Origin of the sequence: Croceitalea sp. P059, from assembly GCF_031846365.1 — a bacterium.
GTDB lineage: Bacteria > Bacteroidota > Bacteroidia > Flavobacteriales > Flavobacteriaceae > Croceitalea > Croceitalea vernalis.
In genome coordinates this window covers 24,135-42,773 of sequence record NZ_JAVRHW010000001.1, presented here as the reverse complement: position 1 = coordinate 42,773, position 18,639 = coordinate 24,135, and the positions used below count along the sequence as shown (strand labels likewise).

General features: G+C 34.0%; 18 protein-coding genes. 9 read left to right on the top strand and 9 right to left on the bottom strand.

Going from position 1 to position 18,639, the window contains the following annotated elements; genetic code table 11:
• Positions 1 to 11: 11 nt before the first annotated feature.
• Together RM542_RS00170 and RM542_RS00165 are read right to left on the bottom strand one after the other, a co-directional pair.
• On the bottom strand, positions 12 to 464 hold the full coding sequence (locus RM542_RS00170; RefSeq protein ID WP_311383676.1) for a GAF domain-containing protein: 453 nt from the start codon (positions 462 to 464) through the stop codon (positions 12 to 14).
• 60 nt (positions 465 to 524) lie between these two features.
• A complete protein-coding gene (locus tag RM542_RS00165; RefSeq protein WP_311383675.1) occupies positions 525 to 2,891 on the bottom strand; it encodes a hypothetical protein in 2,367 nt (788 codons plus the stop codon).
• Between the two features lie 74 nt (positions 2,892 to 2,965).
• Here RM542_RS00165 and RM542_RS00160 point away from each other — a divergent pair, with 74 nt between their 5' ends.
• The 7 genes from RM542_RS00160 (at position 2,966) to RM542_RS00130 (ending at position 10,075) form a co-directional block, all read left to right on the top strand.
• Entirely contained in the window at positions 2,966 to 3,376 is a 411-nt protein-coding gene (locus RM542_RS00160) for an HYC_CC_PP family protein (RefSeq protein WP_311383674.1), read from the top strand.
• Positions 3,377 to 3,474: 98 nt separating this feature from the next.
• The gene (locus RM542_RS00155; protein WP_311383673.1) at positions 3,475 to 4,245 is read left to right on the top strand and encodes a hypothetical protein; all 771 of its coding nucleotides are present in this window, start codon (positions 3,475 to 3,477) and stop codon (positions 4,243 to 4,245) included.
• A gap of 18 nt (positions 4,246 to 4,263) precedes the next feature.
• Complete coding sequence (locus RM542_RS00150; RefSeq protein WP_311383672.1) at positions 4,264 to 4,890, top strand: heavy-metal-associated domain-containing protein; 627 nt, start codon at positions 4,264 to 4,266, stop codon at positions 4,888 to 4,890.
• Positions 4,891 to 4,894: 4 nt separating this feature from the next.
• Positions 4,895 to 5,728 (top strand): NHL repeat-containing protein, encoded by an 834-nt coding sequence (locus RM542_RS00145; protein ID WP_311383671.1) that lies wholly within the window; start codon positions 4,895 to 4,897, stop codon positions 5,726 to 5,728.
• Entirely contained in the window at positions 5,725 to 6,483 is a 759-nt protein-coding gene (locus RM542_RS00140) for a MauE/DoxX family redox-associated membrane protein (RefSeq protein ID WP_311383670.1), read from the top strand. Before RM542_RS00145 ends, RM542_RS00140 begins: the two co-directional genes overlap by 4 nt.
• A 9-nt stretch (positions 6,484 to 6,492) precedes the next feature.
• Positions 6,493 to 7,221: a PepSY domain-containing protein gene (locus RM542_RS00135; RefSeq protein ID WP_311383669.1), complete on the top strand. Its 729-nt coding sequence runs from the start codon at positions 6,493 to 6,495 to the stop codon at positions 7,219 to 7,221.
• Positions 7,222 to 7,351: 130 nt separating this feature from the next.
• Positions 7,352 to 10,075 (top strand): pitrilysin family protein, encoded by a 2,724-nt coding sequence (locus RM542_RS00130; RefSeq protein WP_311383668.1) that lies wholly within the window; start codon positions 7,352 to 7,354, stop codon positions 10,073 to 10,075.
• Between the two features lie 93 nt (positions 10,076 to 10,168).
• Here RM542_RS00130 and groL read toward each other — a convergent pair whose 3' ends face one another.
• The 7 genes from groL to miaB form a co-directional block, all read right to left on the bottom strand.
• Positions 10,169 to 11,803 carry a chaperonin GroEL gene (groL, locus tag RM542_RS00125; RefSeq protein WP_311383667.1) on the bottom strand — a complete coding sequence of 545 codons (1,635 nt, stop codon included), beginning with the start codon at positions 11,801 to 11,803 and terminating at the stop codon, positions 10,169 to 10,171.
• Positions 11,804 to 11,824: 21 nt separating this feature from the next.
• Positions 11,825 to 12,103, bottom strand: a complete 279-nt coding sequence (groES, locus tag RM542_RS00120; protein ID WP_311383666.1) for a co-chaperone GroES — start codon at positions 12,101 to 12,103, stop codon at positions 11,825 to 11,827.
• 143 nt (positions 12,104 to 12,246) lie between these two features.
• A complete protein-coding gene (gene secG / locus RM542_RS00115; RefSeq protein WP_311383665.1) occupies positions 12,247 to 12,618 on the bottom strand; it encodes a preprotein translocase subunit SecG in 372 nt (123 codons plus the stop codon).
• A gap of 4 nt (positions 12,619 to 12,622) precedes the next feature.
• Positions 12,623 to 13,483 carry a hypothetical protein gene (locus RM542_RS00110; protein ID WP_311383664.1) on the bottom strand — a complete coding sequence of 287 codons (861 nt, stop codon included), beginning with the start codon at positions 13,481 to 13,483 and terminating at the stop codon, positions 12,623 to 12,625.
• A gap of 1 nt (position 13,484) precedes the next feature.
• Entirely contained in the window at positions 13,485 to 14,003 is a 519-nt protein-coding gene (locus RM542_RS00105) for an LptE family protein (RefSeq protein ID WP_311383663.1), read from the bottom strand.
• Positions 14,004 to 14,017: 14 nt separating this feature from the next.
• Positions 14,018 to 15,295, bottom strand: a complete 1,278-nt coding sequence (locus RM542_RS00100) for a sigma-54 dependent transcriptional regulator (RefSeq protein ID WP_311383662.1) — start codon at positions 15,293 to 15,295, stop codon at positions 14,018 to 14,020.
• Between the two features lies 1 nt (position 15,296).
• A complete protein-coding gene (gene miaB / locus RM542_RS00095) occupies positions 15,297 to 16,760 on the bottom strand; it encodes a tRNA (N6-isopentenyl adenosine(37)-C2)-methylthiotransferase MiaB (protein ID WP_311383661.1) in 1,464 nt (487 codons plus the stop codon).
• A 230-nt stretch (positions 16,761 to 16,990) separates the two neighbouring features.
• Here miaB and RM542_RS00090 point away from each other — a divergent pair, with 230 nt between their 5' ends.
• Together RM542_RS00090 and RM542_RS00085 are read left to right on the top strand one after the other, a co-directional pair.
• On the top strand, positions 16,991 to 18,232 hold the full coding sequence (locus RM542_RS00090; protein WP_311383660.1) for a hypothetical protein: 1,242 nt from the start codon (positions 16,991 to 16,993) through the stop codon (positions 18,230 to 18,232).
• A complete protein-coding gene (locus RM542_RS00085; RefSeq protein WP_311383659.1) occupies positions 18,233 to 18,610 on the top strand; it encodes a hypothetical protein in 378 nt (125 codons plus the stop codon). It abuts the gene before it with no gap.
• The last annotated feature ends 29 nt before the right edge of the window (positions 18,611 to 18,639 follow it).

Below are 18,639 nucleotides of genomic sequence, written 5' to 3'. Positions count from 1 at the left end.
ACCTATAAGTTTTAAAGAATTTCGGCTACTTTTTGATTCACGAACTCTAAAAAGCGTTCGTCTTCTTCACTAAAAGGATCTGGTGTGTCAGAATCTATATCAATTTGACCTATATTTTGGCCATTCTTAAAAAGCGGTACTACAATTTCTGATTTTACATTGATGCTACAAGCAATGTAGTTGTCTTGAGCTTGAACATCAGGAACTACAAAGTTTTTGTTACTCTCGGCAACTTGACCACAGATTCCTTTGCCAAACGGAATAATGGTATGGTCGGTGGGTTCTCCGGCAAATGGGCCTAATTTTAATTCACGTTTCTCACCATTTTTAAAATAGAAGCCTACCCAATTATAATAATTAACTTCTTTTTGTAGTAGGTTACAGATTTCTTGCATTTTTTTAGTTGTGGAGAACTCAACTTTATTAACGATACCTTCAATTAAAGGCTCTAAGTTTTTAAACATTTAATAATTTTTTTGGAACTTAATGTTGTTTTTAATATTAAAAACTTTCTTTAGGAAAAGCTAATTTAGTGATACAAAATGATTCTCTGAGAGTATTTTTCCAGTGTCAGAATACCCTTCTATAATAACCATGATTTTTTTCTCATTCTCTATTGGTACTTTTAATTTGAGTGATTGGTTGTTATCACGAGTTATGGCAGATTCCCAACCCAAGATTCCAAAATGTTTAAAGCTAACATTACTAGTTTCAAAATACTCATCACGGGTAAAGGGTTTAGGGGTATCAAAACCTTTGTCAATTGTAATTTCTTTGCTGGTGATTTTATGTGATGGTAAAGGTCGATTTTTATAAGCATCATTAGTAAATACTACTAATTTAATGGAACACGCATTTGGTCTATCCCAATATATTTCATCTATATATTCTCTACCAATATTTTCATAAGAATCAAAATATTGGTCATAAACACCGTCAAGCACAATTGATGGAAATACTAAGCCACATCTTTGGTTTCTTTTAGCTATTTGAAGTGTTCCAGCTCTTCTGCCTTTGGCTCTTGGGCTTATTAGTATTGATGAGAATCCTTGTTTTCGAACAAAATCACCTAAATTCAAAAACCCAGAACTACTATCTACTTTCATACTTTGGTAGGTTGGAAAAAATCGCTGGTATTTAAGTTTTTTAGCAGTTACGATTACCTCATCAAGCTGCTGTGTGTTTTCAGTAATACTCATGACTTGAGATAACTCGTTCATAAAATTCTCTGATTGATGCACATGGTTGGTGCTAAACCTATGTCTATAGTTTGAAATAATTGGTTTTATGGTGTAACTAAAATTAGCTTTATAGGGTTTACCATCTTCGCCAATTAATGAAAGATTTAGCTTGCTTCCTTTTTCTAAAACTAATTCGTTAAAAATGAATTTATTATTACTTACTTCAGCATTCATTAAAAGTTCGTTAGTCTTGGAATATAAAACCACCATTTGAGGCTTCACATTTTTATTTCTAGGCTCAACTACACCTTCAATAGCACCTGTGTAAAAATTTGAATCAGGTATGGATAAGTTTTTGTTTAAAATATTTTTCCATTGGTATTTTGGTTTTGCTAGGATGCTTAATTGATCCATAAAATCTAAATCTTCAAATGATTTTATTTCCTTAGTCCATAAGTCACGCCAGTCAGGTCCATTAAAGTAAGGTTCAAGTTGCAATGCAAAAAATGCTTTTTTTCTAAATCTTTGTGCCCTTGTTTCACCTGGTAATATTGATATACTCAAATTATTCCAATCATCTTCAAAATTCTTATAATGTTTAACCGCTAACTCGATAGAGTCACTTTTTTTATTTTCATTATTAATCGCAAATTGCTTTGGTTGTAAATCAGAGCGCTGATAAAATATTCTACTCGTTTGTATTTTGCCTTTTCCATCTAATATTGAGAATGTATTTACCCCTTCAAAAAGAACATCATAATTAATTTTGAATTCATATTTGCCATTCGCTAAATACTTTTCAATTTCAAAATCAATTATGTTCTGATCTTTATGTATCAGAAAAGAAAGGTCATGAAATCTTTCCTTTTCATCAATCCTAGTGTCAAATACTTGTATAACAATTTCATTTTTATGGGGGTTTCTAGCCACTGCTAGTGTTACACCAGATTTTTCAACCGGTGGCAATTCTTTTTTTAGAATAGTACCATTTTGGTAAAGTTTTAGGCTATATTGTTCACCATAGTTTGGCACTAATGAAAATGAGCCAAAGCCATGCTTATTAAAATTGAGTTTTGAAATTCGTTTATTCTCATTATTAACCAAAAATGCTGAATCTGGAACTATCACTCTTCCCATTTCATCTGAAGCTTTTGTAACACATTTGATTAACACATTAGATAATAATTTTCCCCCTTCGGGAGCAATGATTATCTCTGGTTTCCCCGTTTTTTTATAATACTCATAGTTGACAAAATTGTTAGTAGAAGAATTATTTACAAGTACTGGATATTTAGTCGAGTCGTCCTCTTCAAAATTCTGCATAGAGGCTGTATAAACTTGCAAAAAGTATAAGCCTGAACTAAGTGAATTAGTTAAAAATAATTCTCCGTTTCCTATACCATTACTGAATAAAATGGTTTTTTGTGCTAATACCTCACCTTGGTTATTAATGAGGTCAACATATACAAACTCTTTATCAGTGCTCGGAAGGTTCTTTGTTTGGTTAAAAATATAGGCGCTGAACCAAATATGTTCTCCAGTTAAAAAAACGGTCTTATTAAGATGTAAATGAACACTCTTTCTATCGCTTTTAAAATAATTATAATATGCTTCTAGAAAGGAAGAATTGATTTGATTTGACTGACCAAACGAATAAAATGATAACATTAAAAAAATATAGCTAATTGAAAATGTGCGTTTTGCATTCATTTGCCCCGTTTTCATTAAAGTTAAGAAAAAATCAAAAAATAGGCCCATATGTAGGTTTTTCTTAACTTTGTACTGTGTTAAAAGTATTTCGAAAGTTCTCTTCTGTAATAATGGCGCTAATGCTGTTACTTTCAACAGTCTCTTGGACAGTTGATAAGCATTTGTGTATGGGAAGGGTTATGGATATAGCTCTCTTTACCAAAGCGAATGATTGCGGAATGGAAGCTGCTATGACACTTCTTGAAAATGAAGGTTATGAGAATCACTGCTGTGATGACGAAACCTTTGTTATGGAAGGTCTAGATGATTTAAAATTGAATTTCAATGATTTTGATTTTGATCAGCAAATTTTCTTAGTAGTTTTTACAACTTCATTTTTCTACATAGAGAACAATTTAGAAAGAGAAAAACTTTCTTACGAATATTACCCACCTCCCATACTCGTCAAAGACATCCAGTTACTTGACGAAGTTTTTCTAATTTGATTTATTCTATAAAAGTGGATTTTTTAAATCTATAGAAATTGATGATTGTCCTTTTCGGATAATTATCATATTAAAGAATTAAATCAAATAAGAAAATCATGAAAAATATATATGTAATAATAGTTGCAATACTATTATTCTCATTTATCGCACAAGCGCAAGGACCGCCAATAACAGCTGATAAACCAATAATGCTAGGTGGCGGGAGTTTTACAACAAAAACCCTTACTGAAATTCGTAAAACAGAACGAGGAACTTTTGTTTATGTTCCCCTAATGTTGCATTATCTGCCTTCTTCCAATTCTTTGGTGGCAGTTCATTTGCCTTATATAAATTATGATATTGAAAATGGGTCTTCAGGAAGCTCAATAGCCGATATTAAAATATTGGGGAAGTATCAGTTTTTTAGAAAAGATGCCACGGGGAAAACTTTTCGTGTCGTCGCTAAAACATTACAAAATTTACCAACAGGGGAAACATTAGATGTTATGGAATTAAGTACGGGTAAGTATTCCGGATATTATGGAATTATAGCTGGTTATGAAACCCTAAAATATGGTATTTCAAATGAGATTGGTTATAACTGGATGCCGGGTGGTACTTTGGACGAATTCAGGTATAAATTAGGTTTTGGCCTTCCACTTTTAAAGCCGCAATATCCCAATAATCAGATAAACTTATATTTTGAATATACCAACTCCTGGTTGGTAGAGCGGGATTGGTATCAGTTGTTATATGCCCAGGGAATTCAATACGCTAGAAAAAATATAACCTTTGATTTAGCAGTTCAAGTTCCTTTGGTCAATGATGTCGATGCAGGTCGAAAGTTAAGTCATAGTATCTTTTTAGGCACTCGATTTACATTTTAATAATATAAAAAAACAATAATGAAAAAAACAATAATAGTAACATTGGTCGTTGGAATGATGACAATGTTTAGTGCAAATGCACAAAAGGCGATGGATAAATTTATGGTTCAGGTAGACGGTTTAGGTTGCCCTTTCTGTGCATACGGGCTTGAGAAAAAATTCAAGGAATTTAAAGGAATTAAGAATGTTAAGATTGACATTGAAACTGGAGATTTTAGTTTTAAATATCCGGCAGAAAAGGCTTTAACCATGGAGGCCGTAGAAAAACAAGTTGAAAAAGCTGGGTATACTCCTGTAACTTCTAAAATAGAACGAGCGAATGGTGAGGTTGAAGAATCTAAAGGAGCAATGCTATCAGATAGTAGTGAAAGAACTATTACTAAAAAAATGATGGTTGCAGGCAATTGTGGTATGTGTGAAGCACGTATATCAAAAGCTGCAAAAAGCGTGAACGGCGTTTCAGAGATTTCTTGGAACAAAGATACCAAGATGATGGAAGTGTCTTTTGACACGGCTGCTACAAGCTTATCTCAAATTGAAATGGCAATTGCTAAGGCGGGTCACGATACTAAAAAACATAAGGCAAAAAAAGGAACTTATAATGAGTTGCCAGCTTGTTGTCATTACGAACGCATTACTAAATAATATCATGAAAGACTTATATATACTGGTTACTGTAATAGTTCTTTTTTGCTCTTGCAAGCAAGAAGAAGTACCAAAAGAATGGAAATTAGCTACTGTTGTTCAATTGGAGGGTATAAACCCGATTGGAATTACTGAATTGGATGGGAAATTATGGCTTTCAGATGGAGACCATAATCGCTTGGTGCAAATAAATGAAAATGGTGTTATTGAAAAGACCATTGATTCTTTGGATAGGCCAATGCATATTGATGCGGATAAAGTGTCAATTTTTATCCCACAATATGGTAAGGACAATGTTGCCGTTTTTAAAAACGGAACTTTGGAGGACCTTTTTTTAAATGATAGTTTAGATGCTCCTGCAGGAGTTGCTGTTTACAGATCGGAAAGAGCTATAGCAGACTTTTATAACAATCGTATTCTTTTTAACAATGGTAAGGATTGGATTTCATTTGGAGAAGAAGGCAAGAAACAAGGAGAATTCTATTACCCTACAGATGTACAAATAACAGATAGCTTAATATGGGTTGCTGACGCTTATAATAATCGTATACAGGTTTTTGATAAACAGGGAAATTTTGTGCAAATGATGGGTCAAAACCAAAAAATGAATGCAGCTACAGGCATTTATGTTTCGGATAATGAAGTATTCATAACTGATTTTGAAAACGACCGTGTTTTAATTTTTGATAAGGATGGAAATTTAAGACAGACATTAAGGGATGAAATTGAAAAACCAACAGATATGATTATCATCCAAGAAACCTTGTATATTATCAATTATAGGAATGGAAAATTGTCGTCTTATATATTGAATCCGATTGATAATAGTATGTCATGAAAAATTCTTTTAGTATTGAAGGAATGACTTGTAAAAACTGCGTTGTATCGGTTACTGAAAAACTTTTAGGTGTAGATGGAGTATATACAGTCGATGTTGATTTGCAAAAAGGAGAAGCCGAAATAGAAATGAAAGAACATATTTCTATTTCGGCACTCAAAAATGTATTGCCTAAAAAATATTTTATTGAACAAAAAGTCAAAGGTAAAGCGGATGACAACCTGCCTTTTGACAGGCTTAGGAAGACTCAGAAAAATGAAAAAGTGATTGGAGAGAAAACTAAGCTACAACAGCTAAAACCTCTATTGCTAATTTTTGCGTATTTGTTCGCCTCATCTTTCTTATTGAATTATGATAATTGGAGTATTGGAGAAGCAATGTTAGATTTTATGGGGCTCTTTTATATTGTCTTTAGTTTCTTTAAGTTTTTAGATTTAAAAGGTTTTCCGGAGAGTTTTGGAATGTACGATCCAATAGCCAAGCTTTTTCCTTTTTATGGCTGGATTTATCCATTTTTAGAGTTGTGTTTAGGTGTCATGTTTTTGATGAGATTTCAAATTTCAACAGCCTTAATAATTACCATACTTATTTTAGGAGTCACCACAATCGGTGTAACCAGAACCTTATTGAATAAAAAACAAATACGTTGTGCCTGTTTGGGCACGGCCTTGCAATTACCAATGACCGAGGCTACCTTTATTGAAAACAGTATAATGTTAGTCATGGCAATCATTATGTTAGTTCAAATATTTTAATCAATTTTTATGGCAAGTAGAAAACTTGCGCTTTCCATTAGAAAGACGCATCGATATCTAGGTTTATTTTTAGGGCTACAGTTTTTATTATGGACTATTAGTGGACTTTATTTTAGTTGGACCAATATTGATGAAATTCATGGCGACCATTTTAAACAAGTACCTCTCTCTGAACCTTCTTTTTCAGATTTATTAGGAACTTCGAAAATTGAAGCGGTTAACTCTATAACTTCCTTAGAGCTTATCGCTATTGCGGATAAACCTTATTATTGGATAAATAAGAAAGATTTAATTAATGCAAAAACTGGATTAAGAAAGTTAGAAATTACCCCTGAGGAAGCGTTGGAGGTGGCTTCAAGGTACATGAGGACGGACTTAAAAGTTAACAGTATACATCAAATAGATAGCGTTGGACCACATCATGAATATCGGGGTAAACCTTTACCTGCATATGAGATTTCTTATGAATCTGCTGAAAATATTAAAGCTTATGTCGCTTTAGCAAATGGTGCTTTTCAAACTGTACGTCATAGAGAATGGCGTTGGTTTGATTTTCTTTGGATGACCCATACAATGGATTATCAGAGTAGAGATAATTTCAATACCATAGTATTACGAGCTTTTAGCTTATTGGGTCTTATAACCGTTGTAAGCGGATTTACTCTTTGGTTTGTAAGCTCGCCATCTTTAAGAAAAGTTAAAGGAAACAAATCTAACCGGTCACGAAATTCTGTATAAAAACCATTGTTTTATTGGTGTTTTTACCTAAAAAAGGTTAATTGCTTGTAATTAGCAATTTCAATTTTGTCAATTGATTTTCTTTTATTTAGATTTAAGAACAGAACAATTTTTTAAATAAAACACTAAAATGAAACTTAGAAAAATTAAACTCTTACTTCTGTTTTTGGTTTTTGGTTTAACCTTTCAAGCCGAAGCCCAGTTGAAGAAGGTAGCAACGGTTGAAGGTATTACGGAATACAATTTAGAAAATGGATTAAAGGTCTTATTGTTTCCAGATAATTCATCGCAAACAATAACTGTTAATATAACTTATTTGGTAGGGTCCCGTCATGAAGGTTATGGTGAAAAAGGGATGGCACATTTATTGGAACATATGGTTTTTAAAGGGACTCCTAATCATCCAGATATTCCTAAAGAACTTTCAGCAAGAGGGGCTAGACCAAATGGGACTACCTTTTACGACAGAACCAATTATTTTGAAACTTTTAATGCTACAGATGAAAATTTAGTTTGGGCTTTAGATTTGGAGGCAGATCGAATGGTCAACTCTTATATTGCAAAAGAAGACTTAGATTCAGAGTTTTCCGTTGTAAGAAATGAGTTTGAAAGTGGAGAGAATAGTCCTTTTAGAGTTTTATGGCAGTCAGTTAGTAATGCGGCATATCAATGGCATAATTATGGTAAAACTACAATTGGTAACAGATCAGATATTGAACGTGTTCCCATTGAAAATCTTCAGGCTTTTTACAAAAAATTCTATCGTCCAGACAATGCTGTTCTTATGATTACTGGCAAGTTTGAAGAGCCTAGAGTTCTAGAACTTGTTGAAACTAAGTTTGGTGTTTTAAAAACACCTGAAATGCCTTTACGAGACTCATATACCGAAGAACCAGCACAAGATGGTGAAAGAAAAGTAAGCGTTAGTCGTGTAGGTGATTTACAAATTGTATCGGCTTTGTATCATACTCCTGCTGGTTCACATGAAGAATATGCTGGTATCGCTTTGATTGAAAATATTTTAGCTGATACACCTTCTGGTAGGTTATATAAAAAGTTGGTAGATGGTAAAAAGGCCTCATCACTTTTTACTTTAACCCCTTTTACCAAGGAACCAGGTTATATGTATACACATATTGAAGTACCTTCTGATAAGAATGCAGATGAGGTAGAAACTATCTTTAAAGCCACCATGGATAATTTTGAGCCGATAACCCAAGAAGAACTTGATAGGGCCAAAGCTAACATAGCAAAAGAGATTGATCAAATCAGCAGAGATTCTAACTATTTAGGAACCTATATGAGTGAATTTATAGGAGCAGGGGATTGGCGTTTAGCATTTATTTTTAGAGATAGAGTTGAGGGCATGACGGTTGAACAAGTCAACGCAATCGCATCTAAATATTTTATTCCATCAAACAGAACAATAGGTCGTTTTATACCTACAAAAGATCCAATATCGGTATCAATTCCTCATACTGAAAACTTACAAGCTGTTGTTTCTACCTACAAAGGGAAAGAGGACAAAGGAACAGGAGAAGCCTTTGATGTGAGTTATGATAATATTCAGAACCGTTTAGATTCTGGTGTTTTGTTTGATAAAGTGGAGTATGGCTTTATTGAAAAAGAAAATAGAGGTGAAACCGTTATTTTAAGTTTTAATATGCGCAATGGTGATGTAAATTCACTGATGAATCAAGGTATGATTCCGTCGTTGACAGCAAGTCTTTTGAATAAAGGAACAACCTCTAAATCTAGACAAGAAATTGAAGACGAACTCAGTCAATTAAAATCATCAATACGATTTAGTGCTCGAAATGGTAATATTTATGTAAGTATTGAATCTACAGAAGAGAATTTACTTGGGACCTTAAATTTAATGTCTGAAATCATTAAAAACCCCTCTTTTGATGAAGCTGAACTCGATAAAATAAAGACACAGCGGCTAGCAAGTCTTGAGGAGAATAGAACACAGCCAAATTTTTTAGCCTCAAATCGATTGGGTGAAATTAATAACACTTATCCAAAGGGTCATCCATTGGCTTCAATGACAATTGAAGAACAAATAGAAGCAATTAACGAGGTTTCTAGAACGAGTGTTCAAGAATTCTACAATACATATTATGGTTTAGGAAGAACTACTTTAATAGCCATTGGTAATTTTGATAAAGCGGCGGTTAAAAGCTTTATAGAAAAAGAATTCAAGGGTTTTGAAAGTAAAGTTTCTTATGCAGAACTAAAGAATCCTTTTAAAGTTAATAAAGCTGTTAATGAAAATCTACTTACACCAGATAAAAAGAATGCAATTACGCTGGGCTCTTTAGCTGTAAACATGAGTGAATATGATGATGATTATGCCGCTTTAAACATTGCCGGTGAAATATTAGGCGGAGGCTTTTTGAACTCTAGAATTGCAGATCGTCTTAGACAAAAAGATGGTGTTAGTTATGGGGCAGGAGGCTCTTTGAATATCGATGGTGATAAGGTTGATAAAAATTCTTCTTTCATTGTTTATGCAATTTATAATCCGGATAACCTAGATAAGGTTCAGCTTGGTTTTAAAGAAGAAATTGCACGTTTCATTAAGGATGGTATCACCGAAGAAGAGCTTACAAATGCTGTTAATGGATGGGTTCAAGGCAAAAATGTTTCTAGAGCCAAGGATAATGAACTTTCTAGTTTGGTAAATAATAATATTTACTACAATAGAGATATGAGTTTTCACAAAGCCTTAGAGGCTAAAGTTAAGGCGCTTTCGGTTTCGGATGTAAATGCAGCGATTACTAAGTACATGAAACAATTTTCAGAATGGACTGTTGTTAATGCAGGTGATTTTGAAAGAGAGAAGGAATAATAATATTCACTTCTTAAAATTAAAAAGCCCTGTTGATTAACAGGGCTTTTATTTTATAGAATAAACTATTAAGTTGTTTATTTCATCTTTAGATTACATCATGCCTGGCATTCCACCACCACCCATTGGTGGCATAGCGGCTGGAGCATCTTCTTTGATATCAGTTAATGCACATTCTGTAGTAAGGATCATGCCTGAAACAGAAGCAGCATTTTCAAGTGCAACTCTAGTTACTTTCTTAGGATCAATGATACCTGCTTTCATCATCTCAACATATTTGTCAGATTTAGCATCATAACCATAATCTCCTTTGCCGTCTAAAATCTTAGCTACCACAACAGAACCTTCGCCACCCGCATTTTCAACAATTGTTCTTAATGGAGCTTCAATAGCACGTGCTACAATTTGTAATCCTGTAGCTTCGTCCTCATTTTCAGTTTCAACTTTAGTCAGTAAAGATTTTGATCTTACTAGTGCAACACCTCCACCAGCAACAATACCTTCTTCAACAGCAGCTCTAGTAGCATGCAAAGCATCGTCTACACGATCTTTTTTCTCTTTCATTTCAACTTCAGAAGCAGCACCTACATAAAGTACAGCTACTCCACCAGCTAATTTTGCTAAACGCTCTTGAAGTTTTTCCTTATCATAATCTGAAGTCGTAGTTTCGATTTGAGATTTTATCTGGTTTACACGAGTTTTAATAGTTTTTGCATCGCCAGCACCGTTTACAATGGTAGTGTTGTCTTTATCTATTGTTACTCTTTCAGTAGTACCTAACATGTCAATAGTGGCAGTTTCAAGAGAAAAACCTCTTTCTTCAGAGATAACGGTACCATTTGTCAAGATAGCAATGTCCTCTAGCATTGCTTTTCTTCTATCTCCGAATCCAGGAGCTTTAACAGCGGCAATTTTTAAAGAACCTCTCAATTTATTTACCACTAGGGTAGCTAAAGCCTCTCCATCAACATCTTCAGCTATAATTAGAAGTGGCTTTCCTGATTGAGCAACAGGCTCTAACACTGGAAGTAAATCTTTCATTGAAGAGATTTTCTTATCAAAAAGAAGTATGTATGGATTTTCTAAATCTGCAACCATCTTTTCAGAATCCGTTACGAAATAGGGAGAAAGATATCCTCTGTCGAATTGCATACCTTCAACTACGTCAACGTAAGTATCAGTTCCTTTAGCTTCTTCAACAGTAATTACGCCTTCTTTTCCAACTTTTCCGAATGCTTGGGCAATTAAATCCCCAATAGTTTCGTCATTGTTTGCTGATATAGAGGCAACTTGTTTAATCTTGTCAGAAGAGTCGCCTACTTTTTTAGATTGTTTCGATAAGTTTTCTACAATAGCTTCTACTGCTTTATCGATACCTCTTTTCAAATCCATCGGATTTGCCCCAGCAGCAACGTTTTTTAGACCTTCTTTTACTATCGCTTGTGCAAGAACTGTTGCAGTTGTTGTACCATCACCTGCTAAATCATTAGTTTTTGACGCAACTTCTTTTACCATTTGAGCACCCATGTTTTCGAGGGCATTCTCTAGTTCAATTTCTTTCGCTACAGTAACGCCATCTTTGGTTACTTGAGGTGCACCGAATGATTTGCTAATAATAACATTTCTTCCTTTTGGTCCTAAGGTTACTTTAACTGCATTTGCCAATGCATCAACACCTTTTTTAAGGCCATCTCGTGCATCTATATCAAACTTAATATCTTTTGCCATTTTCTTAGTTGTTTTATTAAATTATACTATTGCTAAAATGTCACTTTCGCGCATCATTAAATAATCGGTACCTTCTAATTTTAGTTCAGTACCAGCGTACTTACCGTATAAAACTGAATCACCAACCTTTACGGTCATGTTCTCATCTTTGGTTCCAGGTCCTACTGCAACTACTTTTCCTTTCTGTGGTTTTTCTTTAGCGGTGTCAGGGATTATAAGACCAGATGCCGTTTTAGTTTCAGCTGCCATAGGCTCGATTAGAACTCTATCTGCCAATGGTTTAATGTTAACTTTAGCCATTTTTATAAATTTTAGGTATTTGTTTAATATTCTCTTTAAGATTTGGCAGAAATTATGCCATTACATAAAAACTGACATTATTTTAAAGCAAAAATGCCAGCTTGTCATCTAAGCTGGCATTTTTGTTTTTATGTATTTTGATTCTACTGAATAGTATCCAATGGATTGGTTCCTTCAGAAGCAGGAACTTCTTCTGGAATTTCATCTGGTACAGTTTCAGGTATCGTATTTTCTATATCATCACCACCTTGCAGTAATTTAGATTCTGCTTGACCATAGTTACCTTTTAAAGCAACATTTGATAAAAGAATTAAGACTATTAAAAGCCCGGACAATGTCCAAGTACTCTTGTCAAGAAAATCGCCTGTTTTTTTAACACCACCAACAACTTGGTTTCCACCTCCACCAAAAGAAGAAGATAAACCTCCGCCTTTAGGATTTTGAACCATAATGACCAAAATCAACAATAGGCAAACAACGATTATTAAAATTAAAAATATAGTAAACGTACTCATTATTTCACTCGTTTTCTTTCTGCAAATTCTTCACTCTCCGAATTTGGTCTGCAAAGAAACCACTTTTTTCCGGATATTTCAAACTCAATATTTTAAAAGCCTGAATCGCTTTTTTGTACTTTTTTTGCTCCAAATAAACCTTGGCCAAGGTTTCTGTCATCAACTCATCTTGGTCAATTTTTACAGAAGCCTTAATATTGATTTTTGTAGTAGAATCTTCTTTTGGTATTATTCTGGGTTTATTTTCAATAAATTTATCAAGCAAATCAAACTTTTTCTGCTTTTCTAGTTTCTTTTCTTCAGCACTTCTATGAATAGGTTTTTTTGAAGTTAGTTGCAACCACTCATTAAATGAGTGCTTTTCACTAACTGTAAACGGTAATGGTTTGCCTATTTCAAGTTTCGCAGTATCATTTTCAGTAAATTCAACTTCTTTTGTTTCAAATAGTTCAGGATTTAAAATGTCTTCCGCATCCTTTATATTTTGGGGTAAAGCACTCTTCTCTTCAGTTTCACCAAGAATAATTTCCGTATCTGGATTTGGTTCTATTTCTTCAGAAATAGCTTCTTTTTCTTCTAGTTTAGTGGTTCTGCCAAGAATACTATTGGCAATTTCATTTTGGGTAAATTCAGGAGTAGTAATAAAATCAAAAAGTACCTCTCTATCGGCGGAATGAGCCGCCGTAATTTTTAAGGCATTGTTGTATTTATAACTGTCTAAATTTTTAAGCCCTTTTAAATGTAAAGCACGTGCCGCTTGAAAATACGGATATTCTTCAATCATTTCTTCTAATTCTCTAGTTTGAGAAGGAGATAGAATGGTATCTGATTTTTGAAGAATATGTATAAAGTCGGCTACGTTCATTTTACCAATCAGCTAATGATTCATTAAAAATATCTTGTGTAATACGTTCAAAAAGCTCTTCGTGTGCCTGACTTTTAATCGATTCTAACAATTGAGTTGCAGGAAAATCAAAGAAAAAAGAAAATCTCTTTTCAAAATCCGAATCCTCTTTCGTCGTATTAAAAAATCTTACGTTAACGCTCATAGTTAACCGGTTTTGAGCAGCAGTTTGATTTGCTGTTGCAGACATAGGCGAAACTCGATATTCAACAATTTCTCCTTCATAAACTAAATCACCATTATTACCGGTTAAGTTCAAACTAGTCAAATTGGTAATAACATCTTGTAAAGCGTTCGTGAAATCACGATCTAATTGAGGTTCAATAGTAGAACCTGGTGATTGATCTGCGTAGTTCTGAAAGAAATTTACTTGAAAACTCTCTGCAGTACCCGTACTTGCTCCAGAAAAGTTATATACACCGCACCCATTTAAAACTATAGTTGAAGTGATAATTATTAATAGCAAGATTTTTTTTGTCATTTTTCTAAAATTCATCACAAATCGTATTGTTTTATTTTTCTGTAAAGAGTACGTTCAGATATTCCCAGTTCAGAAGCCGCCGCTTTTCGTTTACCTCGATTTCGTTCTAGAGATTTTTTTATCAACTCAATCTCCTTTTCTTGTAATGAAAGGGTTTCTTCTTCCTGAATCTCTTCAGCAAAATGATAACGGTCTTCCTGAGTGATAATCGGATTTGAATTTTCAATGACCGGTTCAGGTAGTTGTAATACTTCCGCTGCAATTTCAGTATTTTCAACCGGAATTTCAGGTTCGTCTTTACTTCCGTATATTTTTTGAATCAATGTTTCATTTTCTTCTTGAACCTTGTCAGAATCATTATTCTTTAGCAGCTCCAGAGTTAATTTTTTTAAATCATTAAGGTCCCCTTTCATATCAAAAAGAACCTTATATAAAATTTCTCTTTCATTGCTAAAGTCACCACCTCTTTTTTCAGAATCTCCAACTACTGCCGGTAGATTTGTACTATTTGAATTTGGTAAGTAACCATGAAGGGTAGTGGCGGTAACTATTCTTTTTTCTTCTAATACCGAAACTTGTTCCGCAATATTGCGTAATTGTCGGATATTACCAGGCCATCTGTATTTCAATAATAGGTTGACAGCATCATCCGATAGTCTAATAGTTGGCATCTTATATTTTTGACCAAAGTCTGAGGCGAATTTTCTAAATAATAAGTGAATGTCATCTTGTCGTTCTCTTAATGGTGGAATGCCAATTTCTACAGTGCTTAAGCGATAATATAAATCTTCTCTAAATTTTTCCTTTTTAATAGCTTCAAACATATTTACGTTTGTAGCAGCTACAATTCTAACATCAGTTTTTTGAACTTGAGAAGATCCAACTTTCAAAAATTCACCATTCTCAAGAACTCTGAGTAACCTAACTTGCGTAGTGAGAGGTAATTCACCAACCTCATCTAAAAATATAGTTCCGCCATCGGCAACTTCAAAATAACCTCTTCTCGTCTGCGTGGCTCCTGTAAAAGCTCCTTTTTCATGCCCAAATAACTCACTATCTATGGTCCCTTCAGGAATTGCACCGCAATTCACAGCGATATACTTGGCATGTTTGCGGTGAGATAAAGAATGAATGATTTTTGGAATTGATTCCTTACCGACACCACTTTCACCAGTAACCAAAACAGAAATATCGGTAGGTGCTACCTGAATCGATTTTTCGATGGCACGATTGAGTTTTGGGTCATTACCAATAAGCTCAAAACGCTGTTTTATAGCCTGTACACTTTCCATCTTAGTTGTTCTTAGAATAAGCAACAGCTTCACCAATTAAGGTTGCTGAGGTACAATCATTTATCTTAACCATTACAAAATCACCTTTTTTGTAATGTTCTTTTGGAAAAACGGCTACAGTGTTTTGAGAATTTCTACCCATCCAATGTGCGTCAGATTTTTTCGAAGTTCCTTCAATTAAAATCTCCTGCGTTTTTCCAACATGTTGCTGAGTTCTATAATGGCCATGTTTTCTTTGTAATGCTATGACCTCTGCTAGTCTTCTTTTTTTGACATCTTCGGGTACATCATCGTCTAACTTTCTTGCCGCCATTGTTCCAGGGCGTTCAGAGTAAGCGAACATGAATCCGTAATCATATTTTACATATTCCATTAACGAGAGGGTATCTTGATGGTCTTCTTCCGTTTCTGTTGGAAAACCAGATATCATATCTTGACTAATAGAACAATCAGGAATCAGTTTTCTAATATTATCTATAAGCTCGAAGTATTCTTCCCTCGTATGCAAGCGATTCATCGCTTTAAGTATGCGATTACTTCCGCTTTGAACTGGCAAATGAATATAGTTACAAATATTTTCATACTGAGCCATCGTCTCAATAACATCAAGTGTCATATCTTGGGGGTTTGATGTAGAAAATCGGATTCGCATTTTAGGTTGCGCTAAAGCACATAGCTCTAAAAGTTTTGAGAAGTTTACAGAGGTTGCTTTTTGAATTTCAGAAGCTTTTTCAAAGTCTTTTTTTAAACCTCCACCATACCATAAATAACTGTCCACATTTTGACCCAATAAGGTAATTTCTCTAAAACCTTTATCCCACAAATCATTTATTTCTTCTATGATAGATTGTGGATTTCGACTACGTTCACGTCCGCGAGTAAAAGGCACAACGCAGAATGTGCACATATTATCGCAACCTCTTGTTATCGAAACAAAGGCGTTGACTCCATTGGTATTCAATCTTACAGGTGCAACATCGCCATAAGTTTCATCCTTTGAAAGAATAACATTTACTGCATTCCTTCCTTCGTCAATTTCTTGAATTAAATGTGGTAGGTCTTTGTATGCATCAGGGCCAACGACCATATCCACAATTTTTTCCTCATCTAAAAATTTATCCTTTAAACGCTCGGCCATACATCCCAAAACCCCAACTTTCATTTTTGGATTAATCTTTTTGACGGCATTGAATTTTTCTAAACGTTTACGAACAGTCAATTCAGCTTTTTCTCTAATTGAACAGGTATTAACGAGTACTAAATCTGCTTCGGCCAATTCTTGGGTTGTGTTAAAGCCCTCTTTTTCTAAAATTGAAGCTACAATTTCACTATCAGAGAAATTCATTGCACAGCCATAACTTTCAATATATAGCTTACGCGTATTCTTTGAGTTTTCAGAGAGGGTCAAGGTGGTACCTTGAACACTCTCATCTAATTCTTTTTTTGTACCTGAATTAGGTTTCATTATGGCTTTATTTAGCATCTGCAAAGATAGTGCTTAAACTTATTTATATGACAATATGACAGTGTGTTTTAGGCTTATTTTATGTTTTTGACGTAATATATCATTGTTATTTTAACAAGTAATGGACTTTGACTTGCATTAGATTTAACATTGTAATAAAAGTTTTATACGCAACTTTGTTTAAGAAATTTCATCAATACAACATAACTCTTTACAAAAAATTAAACAAAATGAAAAAAATAGCCCTTCTTATGCTCTTAACAATATTGGTGTTTTTGTCTTGTAATGATGATAATGACAATGGCGAATTTGCTGATTATTTAGTGGCCAGACCTTTAGTTATGAGTCGCGTAGAATTTGCAAATAGTGTCGACATTGTAGCGCCATTACCTATAGATGAATCTGGTAAAATTTATGCTTATCAAGATTACATTTTCATTAATGATAAATATAAAGGTGTTCATGTTATTGATAATTCAAACCCGGATACACCTCAAAAAATTTCTTTCATCAAGATTGCTGGTAATGTTGATATTTCTATTAAAGATGATTTTTTATATGCTGATAGTTTAACAGATCTAGTGGTTCTTGATATATCAGATATGAATAATATTAGTATTGTGAATAGATTGGAAAACGTATTACGTGATAATGTGATTTTTCCATTTGAGGCTCAAATATTTGAATGGCAAGATATAGACTATGAAAATGAACTTATAGTTGGTTGGGAAACAGTTACAGAGCGACGGCGAATTGCAGATGTGGAACAACCCGAGTTGTTTATTGATGAAGCAGTTACTGCAAATGACGCAGGCGGAGATACGGGTCAAGGTGGTTCTTTAGCACGATTTAAAATTGTAGATGATTATTTGTATGCAGTTGATAGTCATCAAATCAATGTTTTTGAAATTTCTGATTTAGAAAATCCTAAAGACTTAGAAGATGTTTTTGCAGGGTTTGATATCGAAACAATTTTCAACCGCGGTGAACATTTGTTTTTAGGTAGTATGAGAGGAATGTATATATATAATATCTCATCTCCAGCTACACCAACCTTTGTTTCTGAATTTCAGCATGGTACTGCTTGTGATCCTGTTGTTGTGGACGAAAATTACGCCTATGTGACCTTGCGTGGCGGTAATTTTTGTGGGGCTACGGAAAGTGGGCTTTACATTATTGATATCACAACCATAGAATCGCCAGAACTTCAAGTGATATATCCCATGGATGAACCATATGGTATAGGTGTAAAAGATGACAAGCTATTCGTTTGTGATGGGGCTTCAGGCCTAAAAGTTTATGACAAATCAGATATTCCTGATTTAGAGCAATTAAATCACTTTGAAGACATTGTAACTTTTGATGTTATCCCATTAGAGAATCAGTTGCTAATGATTGGTGATGAAATTTTATATCAATATGAATATTTGAATGATGATATTCGATTGATAAGCTCTTTAAATCTGAATTAAATGATAAGGTATTTGATTTTTGTTGTACTACTTATTACGTTTTCATCTTGCAGTAATGATGATGAATTATCTCGAGATAGCTTGAACGAGCAATTGAACGAGATTTTGGCAATGGCAGAAAGTGTACCCTGTGAGGATAGTACCGAATGGCGAATTGTAGGTTTAGGTGCTAAACCATGTGGCGGTCCTAGCAGTTTTATTGCCTATTCGGTAGCGATAAATACCGAAACATTTCTTGAACTAGTTGAACAATATAATTCGGATTCTAAAGCATTTAATGAGAGGGAGGGATTGATTTCTGATTGTGCCATTGTATTGCAGCCAAATGGCATATTATGTGAAAATGGCCGTGCAATTTTAGTGTATGAACCTTTTTAATTAAAAGTATAGCAGGTACTAAAAATTCT